This is a genomic window from Serratia nevei, from assembly GCF_037948395.1.
GTDB lineage: Bacteria > Pseudomonadota > Gammaproteobacteria > Enterobacterales > Enterobacteriaceae > Serratia > Serratia nevei.
This window is the reverse complement of sequence record NZ_CP149940.1, coordinates 5,260,295-5,272,834: the sequence shown is the minus strand read 5'-3', so window position 1 is coordinate 5,272,834 and position 12,540 is coordinate 5,260,295. Positions and strand designations below refer to the sequence as shown.

Annotated in this window: 10 protein-coding genes; 6 read left to right on the top strand and 4 right to left on the bottom strand. The window is 61.4% G+C overall.

The genetic code is table 11. From position 1 onward, the window contains the following. Positions 1 to 113 precede the first annotated feature (113 nt). From typA to fabY, 5 genes are all read left to right on the top strand, one after another. Positions 114 to 1,937, top strand: a complete 1,824-nt coding sequence (gene typA / locus V8N38_RS25145) for a ribosome-dependent GTPase TypA (protein ID WP_004931243.1) — start codon at positions 114 to 116, stop codon at positions 1,935 to 1,937. 166 nt (positions 1,938 to 2,103) lie between these two features. Continuing rightward, the gene (gene yihX / locus V8N38_RS25140) at positions 2,104 to 2,694 is read left to right on the top strand and encodes a glucose-1-phosphatase (RefSeq protein ID WP_060425015.1); all 591 of its coding nucleotides are present in this window, start codon (positions 2,104 to 2,106) and stop codon (positions 2,692 to 2,694) included. Between the two features lie 51 nt (positions 2,695 to 2,745). After that, positions 2,746 to 3,639 carry a virulence factor BrkB family protein gene (locus tag V8N38_RS25135; RefSeq protein WP_049201866.1) on the top strand — a complete coding sequence of 298 codons (894 nt, stop codon included), beginning with the start codon at positions 2,746 to 2,748 and terminating at the stop codon, positions 3,637 to 3,639. Next, complete coding sequence (dtd, locus tag V8N38_RS25130; protein ID WP_025304712.1) at positions 3,636 to 4,073, top strand: D-aminoacyl-tRNA deacylase; 438 nt, start codon at positions 3,636 to 3,638, stop codon at positions 4,071 to 4,073. Before V8N38_RS25135 ends, dtd begins: the two co-directional genes overlap by 4 nt. Positions 4,074 to 4,094: 21 nt before the next feature. Then, positions 4,095 to 5,042: a fatty acid biosynthesis protein FabY gene (gene fabY / locus V8N38_RS25125; RefSeq protein WP_147840650.1), complete on the top strand. Its 948-nt coding sequence runs from the start codon at positions 4,095 to 4,097 to the stop codon at positions 5,040 to 5,042. A gap of 38 nt (positions 5,043 to 5,080) precedes the next feature. Here the strand turns inward: fabY and V8N38_RS25120 are convergent, their stop codons facing one another. Together V8N38_RS25120 and V8N38_RS25115 are read right to left on the bottom strand one after the other, a co-directional pair. Next, a complete protein-coding gene (locus tag V8N38_RS25120) occupies positions 5,081 to 6,742 on the bottom strand; it encodes an AsmA family protein (RefSeq protein ID WP_147840651.1) in 1,662 nt (553 codons plus the stop codon). 128 nt (positions 6,743 to 6,870) lie between these two features. Then, entirely contained in the window at positions 6,871 to 8,271 is a 1,401-nt protein-coding gene (locus tag V8N38_RS25115; RefSeq protein WP_147840652.1) for a nucleobase:cation symporter-2 family protein, read from the bottom strand. 240 nt (positions 8,272 to 8,511) lie between these two features. Between V8N38_RS25115 and gltS the strand changes: the two genes are divergently transcribed. Beyond that, positions 8,512 to 9,723 (top strand): sodium/glutamate symporter, encoded by a 1,212-nt coding sequence (gene gltS / locus V8N38_RS25110; protein ID WP_038872558.1) that lies wholly within the window; start codon positions 8,512 to 8,514, stop codon positions 9,721 to 9,723. Between the two features lie 42 nt (positions 9,724 to 9,765). Here the strand turns inward: gltS and recG are convergent, their stop codons facing one another. Next, positions 9,766 to 11,847 (bottom strand): ATP-dependent DNA helicase RecG, encoded by a 2,082-nt coding sequence (gene recG / locus V8N38_RS25105; protein ID WP_060441442.1) that lies wholly within the window; start codon positions 11,845 to 11,847, stop codon positions 9,766 to 9,768. Continuing rightward, positions 11,844 to 12,539, bottom strand: a complete 696-nt coding sequence (gene trmH, locus V8N38_RS25100; protein ID WP_147840653.1) for a tRNA (guanosine(18)-2'-O)-methyltransferase TrmH — start codon at positions 12,537 to 12,539, stop codon at positions 11,844 to 11,846. The genes recG and trmH overlap by 4 nt, the downstream gene beginning before the upstream one ends. Position 12,540: the final 1 nt, after the last annotated feature.

Below are 12,540 nucleotides of genomic sequence, written 5' to 3'. Positions count from 1 at the left end.
GATCACAAACTGACCGGTACGCGGTTGTTTATAAGAGATGGTTGTGATCTTGTTTAGTCCCTCGCTTAATACGTGTACAATAGCGCGCTATTTCTAATGCCCGAGGCAAAGCTGTGATCGAAAATTTGCGTAACATCGCCATTATTGCCCACGTTGACCATGGTAAAACCACCCTGGTTGATAAGCTGCTGCAACAATCCGGTACTTTCGGAGAGCGTGCGGAAGCGACCGAACGCGTAATGGACTCCAACGATTTGGAGAAAGAGCGTGGGATTACCATCCTCGCAAAAAACACCGCCATTAATTGGAACGGTTACCGTATCAACATCGTGGATACCCCAGGACACGCCGACTTCGGCGGCGAGGTAGAGCGCGTGATGTCGATGGTTGACTCGGTGCTGCTGGTTGTGGATGCAATGGATGGCCCTATGCCGCAAACCCGCTTCGTGACCAAGAAGGCCTTCGCCAACGGTCTGAAGCCGATCGTGGTCATCAACAAGGTTGACCGTCCTGGCGCGCGCCCTGACTGGGTTGTGGATCAGGTGTTCGACCTGTTCGTGAACCTCGACGCGACCGACGAGCAGCTCGACTTCCCGATCATCTACGCTTCTGCGCTGAACGGCATCGCCGGCGTCGACCACACCGACATGGCGGAAGACATGACCCCGCTGTATCAGGCGATCGTCGACCACGTGTCTGCGCCGCAGGTTGAGCTGGAAGCGCCATTCCAGATGCAGATCTCCCAGTTGGACTACAACAACTACCTGGGCGTTATCGGCATTGGCCGCATCAAGCGCGGTAAAGTGAAGCCGAACCAGCAGGTCACCATCATCGACAGCGAAGGTAAAACTCGCAACGGTAAAGTGGGCAAAGTGCTGGGCCACCTGGGTCTGGAGCGTATCGACAGCACCCTGGCGGAAGCGGGCGACATCATCGCCATCACCGGCCTGGGCGAGCTGAACATCTCCGACACCATCTGCGACACCAACGCCGTAGAAGCGCTGCCGGCGCTGTCCGTCGACGAGCCGACCGTAACCATGTTCTTCAACGTCAACACCTCGCCGTTCTGCGGTAAAGAAGGTAAGTACGTAACGTCGCGTCAGATCCTTGATCGTCTGAACAAAGAGCTGGTACACAACGTAGCGCTGCGCGTTGAAGAAACCGACGATGCGGACGCCTTCCGCGTATCCGGCCGTGGCGAACTGCACCTGTCGGTGCTGATCGAAAATATGCGTCGCGAAGGTTTCGAGCTGGCGGTTTCCCGTCCGAAAGTTATCTTCCGTGAAATCGATGGCCGCAAGCAGGAGCCATTCGAGAACGTAACGCTGGATATCGAAGAGCAGCATCAGGGTTCCGTGATGCAGGCGATGGGTGAGCGTAAAGCCGACCTGAAAAACATGGATCCGGACGGTAAGGGCCGCGTGCGTCTCGACTACGTGATCCCAAGCCGCGGTCTGATCGGCTTCCGTAACGAATTCATGACCATGACTTCGGGTACCGGCCTGCTGTACTCCACCTTCAGCCACTACGACGACGTGCGTCCGGGCGAAGTGGGCCAGCGTCAGAACGGCGTGCTGATCTCCAACGGCCAGGGCAAAGCGGTAGCGTTCGCGCTGTTCGGCCTGCAGGATCGCGGCAAGCTGTTCCTGGGCCACGGTGCAGAAGTGTATGAAGGCCAGATCATCGGTATTCACTCACGCTCTAACGACCTGACCGTAAACTGCCTGACCGGTAAGAAGCTGACCAACATGCGTGCTTCCGGTACTGACGAAGCGACTACCCTGGTTCCGGCCATCAAAATGACCCTGGAGCAAGCTCTGGAGTTCATTGATGACGACGAACTGGTAGAAGTGACGCCAACCTCGATCCGTATCCGTAAGCGTCACCTGACGGAAAACGATCGTAAGCGTGCCAGCCGCGGTCCTAAAGACGCTTAATCGCTGATTGAGTGTCTCATGCTTAGGGCGCGGTTCTCGCGCCCTGAGTTTTTTCCTCTGTTGTTCCCCGTTTGTGCGGCGCGCTATGCGCTTTTCCGTTCGCTCCCTGTTCAGCTGTTCCTTTTCCCGCTACAGTGAAATCTCACCGGCCCATCAGGAGAGGACTATGCTGTATATCTTTGATTTAGGTAATGTGATCGTCGATATCGATTTCAAGCGTGTGCTGGGCGTGTGGAGCAATTTGAGCGGCACGCCGTTGGCGGTGCTGTCCGATCGTTTCACCATGGGTGAGGTATTCCAGCAACATGAACGCGGTGAAATCAGCGACGAAGACTTCGCCGGCAAGCTGTGCGATGAAATGGGCATCGCGCTCAGCTTCGAGCAATTCGCCACCGGCTGGCAGGCGGTATTTGTCGCGCTGCGCCCGGAAGTGATCGACATCATGCAGCGCCTGCGCAACGAGGGTCACCGGGTGGTGGTGCTGTCGAACACCAACCGTCTGCACTGCAACTACTGGCCGCAGCACTATCCTGAAGTGGCCGCCGCCGCCGATCATCTTTATCTGTCGCAAGATCTCGGCATGCGCAAGCCGGAGGCCGATATCTATCAACATGTGCTGGCTGCGGAAAACACCGCCGCCGCCGACGCGGTGTTCTTCGACGATCACCCGGCGAACGTCCTCGCCGCGCAGGCGCTGGGGATCAAGACGGTGCACGTCACCGATCGCGACGTGGTGCCGGCCTATTTTGCCCAATGAGCGCAGGGCGCGTTAAGCTTAAGGCGTATCAACTGACATCAAGGAGTGACCATGTCGTTTTTCCGCCGCAAGAAGCTGCCCTCTGCGATTAAGCCCGGCGTCACCTTCGGACGGTTGCTGTACCAGCGTATCGATCACGATGGCCTGACGATGTTGGCGGGCCATCTCGCCTATGTTTCCCTGCTGTCGCTGGTGCCGCTGGTCACCGTGGTGTTCGCGCTGTTCGCCGCTTTCCCGATGTTTTCCGACATCAGCGAACAGCTGAAGAGCTTCATCTTTTCCAATTTCGTGCCGGCCGCCGGCAACGTCATACAGAACTACCTGGAACAGTTCGTCGCCAACTCCAACAAGATGACCGCCGTCGGCACCTGCGGGCTGATCGTCACCGCGCTGCTGCTGATCTCCTCGGTGGACAGCGTGCTGAACACCATCTGGCGCAGCAAGAACAAGCGGCCGATCGTCTTCTCCTTCGCCGTGTACTGGATGGTGCTGACGCTGGGGCCGCTGCTGGTGGGTGCCAGCATGGCCATCAGCTCCTACCTGCTGTCGCTCAACTGGCTGGCACAGACCGGCGTCAACGGTTTGGTGGATCAGGTGCTGCGCATCTTCCCGCTGATTTTGTCGTGCATCTCCTTCTGGCTGCTGTATTGCATCGTGCCGACGGTGCGGGTGCCGCCCAAAGACGCGCTGATTGGCGCGGTGGTGGCCGGATTGCTGTTCGAGCTGGGCAAGAAGGGATTCGCGCTGTACGTCACCATGTTCCCCTCCTATCAGCTGATTTACGGCGTGCTGGCGGTGATCCCGATTTTATTCCTGTGGGTCTACTGGAGCTGGTGTATCGTGTTACTCGGCGCGGAAATCACCGTGACCATCGGCGAATACCGCGACTACCGCCGGCAGAAGGCGGAGCAACAGGAACAGAAACCAGAAGGGCAGCAGGAATGATTGCGTTGATTCAACGGGTGTTAAACGCCAGCGTCACGGTGGGTGGCGAGACGGTAGGCAAGATTGGCCCCGGTTTGTTAGTGTTATTGGGCGTGGAGCAGGGCGATAACGAGCAAAAAGCGCAGCGCCTGTGCGAACGCGTGTTGGGATACCGCATTTTCGGCGACGAGAACGACAAGATGAATCTCAACGTCCAGCAGGCCGGGGGCAGCGTGCTGGTCGTTTCGCAGTTCACCCTGGCGGCGGACACCCAAAAGGGCATGCGGCCCAGCTTCTCGCGCGGTGCTGCGCCGCAGGAAGCCGATCGGTTGTATCAATATTTTGTTGGCCAGTGCCGCGAACGCGGCGTAGAGACCCAGACCGGCGAGTTCGCCGCCGACATGCAGGTGGCGCTGGTCAACGATGGTCCGGTGACATTCTGGCTACAGGTCTAAGCATTCGGAGAACAGGCGTCTATGTATCACCTACGAGTACCCGTAACAGAGCAAGAACTGAAGGAGTATTACCAGTTTCGCTGGGAAATGCTGCGCAAGCCGCTGCACCAGCCGGTGGGTTCGGAAAAGGATGCCTATGACGCCATGGCCCATCACCAAATGGTGGTGGACGAGGCCGGTAAAATCGTCGCCATCGGGCGGCTGTACATCAATGCCGACAACGAGGCGGCGATCCGTTTTCTGGCGGTAGATCCGACGCTGCAGGATAAAGGGCTGGGGACGCTGGTGGCGATGACGCTGGAGTCCGTTGCGCGGCAGGAGGGCGTGAAGCGGGTGGTGTGTAGCGCCCGTGAGGACGCGGTGGACTTCTTCGCCAAGCTGGGGTTCGTCAATCAGGGGGAGATCACTGCGCCGCAGACCACCCCGATCCGCCACTTTTTGATGATCAAACCGGTAGCGACGCTGGACGATATCCTGCATCGCCCCGACTGGTGCGGCCAACTGCAGCAGGCTTGGTATGAACATATCCCGCTGAGCGAAAAGATGGGCGTGCGCATCAGCCAATACACCGGCCAGCGCTTCGTCACCACCATGCCGGAAATCGGCAACCAGAATCCACACCATACGCTGTTCGCCGGCAGCCTGTTCTCGCTGGCGACGCTGACCGCCTGGGGGCTGATTTGGCTGCTGCTGCGCGAGCGCCATCTCGGCGGCACCATCATTCTGGCGGACGCGCACATTCGCTACAGCAAACCGATCACCGGCAGGCCGCGGGCGGTGGCGGATCTCGGCTCGCTGAGCGGCGATTTGGCGCGTCTGGCGCGCGGCCGCCGCGCGCGCGTACACGCCGAAGTGCATCTGTTCGGCGACGAGGATAAAGGCGCGGTGTTCGAAGGCACCTACATGGTGTTGCCGGCCGAGCCGGATGTGCCGTTGGATAAGGGCGGTTCTGAAGCGCTGGAAGAATAAGGCGGCGGCCCTGCCCTGAGGGCGGGCCGCGCAGTGCATTACGGCAGTTGTTGGTTCACCGCTTGGCCGTCGCCGGCGGTGGCCTGCAGATTGCCCTTCAACGAGGCTTTGAACGGCCCGTCGCTGTTCAGCAGCCCTTTCAACTGCAGCTCAAGGTTGCCGTCGCCCGTCAGCGGCACCGGCTGCCATCCCCATTGCTGCAAAGTGTTGATCGGTACCGATCGGCCGTGCAGCGTCAGCTGGAACGGCTTGCCCGGCAGCTGATCGACGGTCGCTTTGGCCTCAAGCAACCCATTAGGCATAAAGGCGCTGAGCTCGGTGACGGCGATCTGATTGGCGTCGGCGTTCAGCGCCAGCGAAGGGCGCCGCACGTCTATCTTGTTGAAGGTCGCTTCGCTGCCGTTCAGGTTCAGCGAGCCGGACCAGATGCCCCATTGGCGATCGCGCGCCAGCAGCAGGTTGCTGCCGTAGCCGTCCAGCGCGGTGATCTGGAACGGGAATGCCGGGTTGATATCGATGATCAGATTGCGGTTGGTGGTCAGTTTAGTGACGTACACCTCCGCCAGCCAGTCCGGCAGCGGTTTCAGCCACAGCTCGCGCCAGTCGATCGGCAGGGTGTACTCCAGCGCCGCCATGGCCACTTCATCCAGCTGCAGGCGTTTGCCGGCGCGCAGCCAGTTGCCGGAGGTGCGCAGCAGCCCGCCTTCCCAGCGGGTGGTGAATTGCTGAATGGCGATGCCGGCGGAAGAGAGCCGCAGGGTGGCGATCGGATCGATCAGGTGGAAACTGCCGTTGATCACGTCACCGGCGTTGACGTTGAGCGAGCCGTCTTCGCTGCGCCAGTCGCCTTTTTCGATACTGACGTTTTGCAGCGACAGATCGAGATCGTTAAACGCCCATGCCTTGCCTTCCAGGCGCGCGTCGATCAGATCGAAACGCTTGAGGGTGACCGGCGGCAGCGTGGTAAAGCGCTGCATGAATTCCGCCAGCGTCAGCGGGGTCTGCATGCGCACGCCGCTCAGCCGCAGGCGATCCACCTGCCAACTGCCGTCGGCGGCGCGGCTGGCCACGCCGGTCAGGTCGCCCTGCGCCAGATTGGCGCCGAAGTTGTTCAACAGCAGCTGGCCCTGTTTTTGCTCCCCCTGCACCAACACCTTCGAGGCGGGTATGCCGTTCAGCGTCATCGAACCGGCGCTGAACTGGAACTGGTTGTTGTCCCCCAGCAGATGGCCGGCCAGCGGGCGCCACGGCGTGATGCCGGCAGTGACCTGCTGCGCGTTGAGCTGCCACTCGCTATCGTTGGACTGCAACGCCATGTTGCTCAGCTGCAGCACGTCGGCCTGTACAGGCAGCGCCGCCGCCTGCGGCTGCACGTTCAACGTGCCGTCGCGCAGCGTGACGCTGTGGAAATAGCGCGGTTCGGTGATTTGGCGCAGGCTGAGGCCGAGATCGACGCGTTTGGCGACCAGCGCCTGCGGCTGGCCGTTGCGCGCCAGCTGCACGTCTTCCAGAGCGATCTGCTCCGGCTGGCTCCACGAATGGGTGATTTTTCCTATCGACAGGCGGTATTCGCTGTTGTCGCTGATCCAGGCGCTCAGGCGGCCTGCCGCCCAGCGAGTTTGCCCCACCAGGTACAGCACCACCACCGCCAACACGATCAGCAGCAGCAACGTCAGCAACAGCTTTCCGATAAATTTCATCGTCTACATCCGCATCGGTCAAAAAAGATACCCTGTTTATGCCGCAATTGGCCGGGCATCTCAAGGGCAATGGTCTGATAGACAATAAAAAACGGCCGCAAGCGGCCGTTTGAACATCAATGGACGGGTTACTTTTTCTCGAGTTCCTGCGGGAACACCAGGTTCAGCACGATGGCGGTAATGCCGCCGGCGGCGATGCCGGAAGAGAGCAGGGTTTTCAGCCAGTCCGGCGCGAACTGCAGGATCAGCGGCTGCTGGGAGACGCCCATGCCGACGGCCAGCGACAGCGCCATGATCATGATGGCGCGACGGTTCAGACGCTCGCGCGACACGATGCGCACGCCGGAGGCGGCGATGGTGCCGAACATCACGATGGTCGCGCCGCCCAGGACCGGCTCGGGAATGTGCTGTACGAAGCCGGCCACCGCCGGGAACAGCCCCAGCGCGATCAGCATCAGCGCCACCACGAAGCCAACGTAGCGGCTGGCGACGCCGGTCAGCTGGATCACGCCGTTGTTCTGGCCGAAGCAGGAGTTGGGAAAGGTGTTGAACACTGCCGACAGCATCGAGTTCAGGCCGTTGGCCAGCACGCCGCCCTTCAGGCGCTTCATGTACAGCGGCCCGCTGACCGGCTGTTCGGAGACGTCGGAGGTGGCGGTGATGTCACCAATGGTTTCCAGCGAGGTGACCATAAAGATCAGCATCAGCGGCAGCAGCAGGTTCCAGTCGAAGCCCAGGCCGTAATAGAGCGGCGTGGGGATGGTGATCGCCGCCGTGGGGGCCGCCGGTGCGTCGGCGGGCAGCATGTCCATCGCCCAAGCCAACAGATAGCCGACCGCCATGGCGATCACCAGCGAAGCCACGCGCAGATAAGGGTTGCGCTGGCGGTTCAGCAGGATGATCACCGCCAGCACCGCGCCGGCCAGCAGCAGGTTTTTCGGCGAGCCGAAGCTGTGATCGTTCATCGCGGCGTAGCCGCCGCCGATCGAGGTCAGGCCGACCTGAATCAGCGACAGGCCGATGATCATCACCACGATGCCGGAAACCAGCGGGGTGATGATGCGGCGCGCCAGATGCAGCACGCGCGACAGCAAAATTTCGGTGCAGGAAGCGACCATCAGGGTGCCGAACAGCGCGGCCATCATGGTCGGCACGTCGGCGCCGCCGTTTTTCAGCGCCAGACCGCCCATGATCAGCGGCGAAACGAAGTTGAAGCTGGTGCCCTGAATCGACAGCAGCCCGGAACCCACCGGCCCCCAGGTTTTGATTTGCAGAATGGAAGCCAGACCGGAGGCGAACAGCGACATGCTGATGATGTGCTGGGTATCCTGTGCCGGCAGGCCCAGCGCCTGGCAGATCAGCAGGGCCGGAGTGATCACCGCGACGAACATCGCCAGCAGATGCTGGCCGGCGGCAAACAGCGTCTGCGGCAGCGGCGGGCGATCTTCCAGGCGATAAATCAGTTCACTGGCGCGGGGTTCTGAGGCGGCTTGGCGCGCGGCATCAAGCTCGGAGGATGACATGCTCATGGTGTGGCGTTTCCAGATACGGCAAAGCAGGCATTTTAATGCTCCGCCCCGCAAAAGCAAACGGTTGCGCGTAAATATTATGTTGCCGACTTTCTCGTTTATGTCGCATTTTCATTCATTTTTTCTTGTCATCTCAGCGTTTTTTACTTTTAATCCCGCACTCATCAAGTTTAAAAACTAAGTGGTTTTCTATAACTTATTATTTTTATTTGGATCTTTTCCCTTACATGGAGTACCTGGATGTTTCATCTTGATACTTATGGCACGTTAGTCGCGGCGACGCTGGTTTTGCTCCTCGGGGGCAAGTGCGTCAGAACCATTCCTCTGCTGCGAAAATATACCATTCCTGCTCCCGTCGCTGGCGGTTTGCTGGTGGCTCTCCTGCTGTTAGCCCTGAAAAAGCTCGTCAACTGGGAAATCAGTTTTGACATGTCGCTGAAGGACCCGCTGATGCTGGCCTTCTTCGCCACCATCGGCCTGAACGCCAACCTGGCGCGTTTGCGCGCCGGCGGCAAGGTGCTGGTGGTGTTCCTGTTCGTGGTGCTGGGGTTGCTTATCGTGCAGAACGCCATCGGCATCGGGATGGCGAAAATGCTGGGGCTGGATCCGCTGATGGGCCTGATCGCCGGGTCGATCACTCTGTCGGGCGGGCATGGTACCGGGGCGGCCTGGAGCAAGCTGTTCATCGAGCGCTACGGTTTTGAAAACGCGACGGAAGTCGCCATGGCCTGCGCCACCTTCGGGCTGGTGCTGGGCGGCCTGATCGGCGGCCCGGTGGCGCGCTATCTGGTCAAGCACTCCTCCACGCCGGAGGGCACCCCGGAAGACAGCGTGCAGCCGAGCGGCTTCGAGAAGCCGGAAAGCGGTCGCCTGATCACCTCGCTGGTGATGATCGAAACCATCGCCATGATCGCCATCTGTCTGAGCCTGGGGCAGCTGATTGCCGGCCTGCTGAGCGGCACGGTGTTTGAACTGCCGAACTTCGTTTGCGTGCTGTTCGTCGGGGTGATCCTCAGCAACACGTTGGCCTTCACCGGTTTTTATACCGTGTTCGAGCGGGCGGTATCGGTGCTGGGCAACGTCAGCCTGTCGCTGTTCCTGGCGATGGCACTGATGAGCCTGCGCCTGTGGGAGCTGGCCTCGCTGGCGCTGCCGATGCTGGCGATCCTGGCGGTGCAGACGCTGGTCATGGCGCTGTACGCGATCTTCGTTACCTACCGGGTGATGGGTAAAAACTACGACGCGGCGGTGCTGGCTGCCGGCCACTGCGGCTTCGGCATGGGCGCCACGCCGACGGCGATCGCCAACATGCAGGCGATCACCGATCGCTTCGGCCCTTCGCACGTGGCGTTTTTGGTGGTGCCGATGGTGGGGGCGTTCTTTATCGATATCGCCAACGCCATCGTCATCAAGCTGTATCTGCTGCTGCCGGTGTTCCCGGCGGTGGGGTGATATCGCGAGTCATAATGAAAAGGGCGCCTGCGGCGCCCTTTTTTATGCGTTGGAGTAGCGTGCCTTCTCCGGCAGCCAGCGTTCTATCAGCGCCTGGGCGTGCTCCGGATAGTGCTGATGGAGATGGCGAGCGACGCGCTGCACTTCGGGGATCATCGCCTGGTCGCGCAGCAGGTCCGCCACCTTGAATTCGGCGCTGCCGGTCTGGCGGGTGCCAAGCAGCTCGCCCGGGCCGCGGATCTCCAGATCGCGCTGCGCGATGACGAAGCCGTCGTTGCTGTCACGCAGCACCTGCAGGCGCGTTTGCGCAGTCTTGCTCAGCGGCGTTTTGTACAGCAGCACGCAGTGTGAGGCCACGGCGCCGCGTCCTACGCGGCCGCGCAGCTGGTGCAGCTGCGCCAGGCCCAGCCGCTCCGGGTTTTCGATGATCATCAGGCTGGCGTTCGGCACGTCGACGCCGACTTCGATCACCGTAGTGGCGACCAACAGCTGCAGCTCGCCCTGTTTAAACGCCTGCATCACCGCCTGCTTTTCCTGCGCTTTCATGCGGCCGTGCACCAGCGCCACCTTCAGCTCCGGCAGCGCGGTTTTCAATTCTTCCCAGGTGGCTTCCGCCGCCTGCGCTTCCAGCAGTTCGGACTCTTCGATCAGCGTGCACACCCAGTAAGCCTGCCGCCCCTCTTCCAGACAGGCGCTCTTCACCCGTTGAATGATGTCGGCGCGGCGGGTATCGGGAATGGCGACGGTAGTCACCGGCGTGCGGCCCGGCGGCAGCTCGTCGATGACCGAGGTATCGAGATCGGCATAGGCGGTCATCGCCAGCGTGCGTGGGATCGGCGTGGCGGTCATGATCAGCTGATGGGCGTGGAAGCCCTGTTCTTCGCCTTTCTCCCACAGCGCCAGCCGCTGATGCACCCCGAAGCGGTGCTGCTCATCGATGATCACCAGCGCCAGGCCGTTAAATTGCACCTGCTCCTGGAAGATGGCGTGGGTGCCGACCACCATCGACACCTGACCGCTGGCGATGGCCTCCTGCTGCGCGATGCGCGCCTTGCCTTTCTGTTTGCCGGCCAGCCAGCCGACCTCCAGCCCCAGCGGTTCGAACCACTGGCGGAAATTGTTGGCGTGCTGCTCGGCCAGCAGCTCGGTCGGCGCCATCAGCGCCACCTGCTTGCCGTGCGCGATAGCGCGCAGCGCCGCCAGCGCCGCCACCAGCGTTTTGCCGGAGCCGACGTCGCCCTGCACCAGTCGCATCATCGGGAAGTCTTTTTGCATATCGGCTTCGATGTCGGCCACCACGCGCGTTTGCGCGCCGGTCGGCGAGAACGGCAGCTGGGCGAGAAAACGGTTTTTCAGCCGATCGTCTGGCAGCAGCGGCTGCGCCTGGTAACTCTGGGCGCCGGCGCGCACCGCCAGCATGCTGAGGTTATGCGCCAGCAGCTCTTCGAGGATCAGGCGTTTTTGCGCCGGGTGTTTGCCCAGCTCCAGATCCGCCAGCTGGATGTCCGGCGGCGGGCGATGCAGGGTGTGCAGCGCCTGCGGCAGGCTCATCAGGCCGCCGCTCAGCTCCGACGGCAGCAGTTCGGCGATGGCGCAGGTATCCAGCAGCTCCAGCGCCTGATCGGTCAGCTTGCGCAGCGTGGCTTGCCGCACCCCTTCGGTGGTGGGGTAGACCGGCGTCAGCGACTCCTGCAGCTCGACTTCGCTGGCTTCGCCCTGAATGCGGTATTCCGGATGGATGATCTCCGCGCCGTGGTTGCCGCGTTTGATCTCGCCGTAGGCGGTCACGCGGCGGCCGGTGGCCAGGCTGTTCTTCATCGCGGCGTTGAAGTTGAAGAACCGCATGGTGAGGATGCCGGTACCGTCGCTGATCTGGCAGGTCAGCATGCGGCGGCGGCCGAAGCTGATGTCGCTGCGCAGCACTTCCCCTTCTACCGTGGCGTAGATGCCCGGCAGCAGATCGTTGATCGGGTAGAGGCGAGTGCGGTCTTCGTAGCGCAGCGGCAGGTGCAGCAGCAGATCCTGAATGGTCTCGAGGCCAAGCTTGGCCAGTTTGCCCGCCTGGCTGGCGCCAACCCCGGAAAGCGTGGTGAGTGGGACAGCATCCAGCAGGCGGCCTTTCATTTGCGCGCCGTCGCCTGCATGGCCGCCCACCATTCGGCGCTGGCGACCACCTGGCCCTGCTCGTCAATCTGCGGGCGTGGCAGCCCTTTGCGCTTGGCCACGTTGGCCAGCACCGGGTAGCCGCCTTCGAACAGCAGACGCTGCTGCTCTTCTTCATCCAGCATACTGTTGTCGCGGCGATACAGGCCGGCGTTCTGCCGCTGGCGCTGCGCTTCATACAGGATCAGTGCTGAGGCCACGGAGACGTTGAGCGATTGCACCATGCCGATCATCGGAATGACGATGTCCTGATCGGCCAGCGCCAGCGCTTCTTCGGTGATGCCGGTTTTTTCCTGGCCGAGCAGCACGCAGGTGGGCCGGGTGTAATCCACCTCGCGGAAATCGACCGCGCGCGCAGACAGATTGGTGGCCAGAATTTGCATGCCCTGCGCTTTCAGGTGACCGACCGCGTCGCCGATGGAGCGATGGGTTTTGACGCTGACCCAGCTGTTGCTGCCGGCGGCGGAGGAAACCAGGGTGCGCATGCGGGTGGTGGGCCACACGGCGTGGACCTGATGCACGCCGACGGCGTCGGCGGTGCGGATAATGGCGGAGACGTTATGCGGTTTGTGCACTTGCTCCAGGCAGACCGTCAAATCCGGCTGCCGGGTCGCGAGCATTTCACAAATCCGCGCATAGCGTTCAGGACTCATA

Bases quoted from the DNA above. Each gene is read 5' to 3' on its own strand.
- yihX (WP_060425015.1), top strand. From the start codon at position 2,104: ATGCTGTATATCTTTGATTTAGGTAATGTGATCGTCGATATCGATTTC.
- fabY (WP_147840650.1), top strand. From the start codon at position 4,095: ATGTATCACCTACGAGTACCCGTAACAGAGCAAGAACTGAAGGAGTAT.
- V8N38_RS25120 (WP_147840651.1), bottom strand. From the start codon at position 6,742: ATGAAATTTATCGGAAAGCTGTTGCTGACGTTGCTGCTGCTGATCGTG.
- V8N38_RS25115 (WP_147840652.1), bottom strand. From the start codon at position 8,271: ATGAGCATGTCATCCTCCGAGCTTGATGCCGCGCGCCAAGCCGCCTCA.
- V8N38_RS25135 (WP_049201866.1), top strand. From the start codon at position 2,746: ATGTCGTTTTTCCGCCGCAAGAAGCTGCCCTCTGCGATTAAGCCCGGC.
- trmH (WP_147840653.1), bottom strand. From the start codon at position 12,539: ATGAGTCCTGAACGCTATGCGCGGATTTGTGAAATGCTCGCGACCCGG.
- recG (WP_060441442.1), bottom strand. From the start codon at position 11,847: ATGAAAGGCCGCCTGCTGGATGCTGTCCCACTCACCACGCTTTCCGGG.
- dtd (WP_025304712.1), top strand. From the start codon at position 3,636: ATGATTGCGTTGATTCAACGGGTGTTAAACGCCAGCGTCACGGTGGGT.
- gltS (WP_038872558.1), top strand. From the start codon at position 8,512: ATGTTTCATCTTGATACTTATGGCACGTTAGTCGCGGCGACGCTGGTT.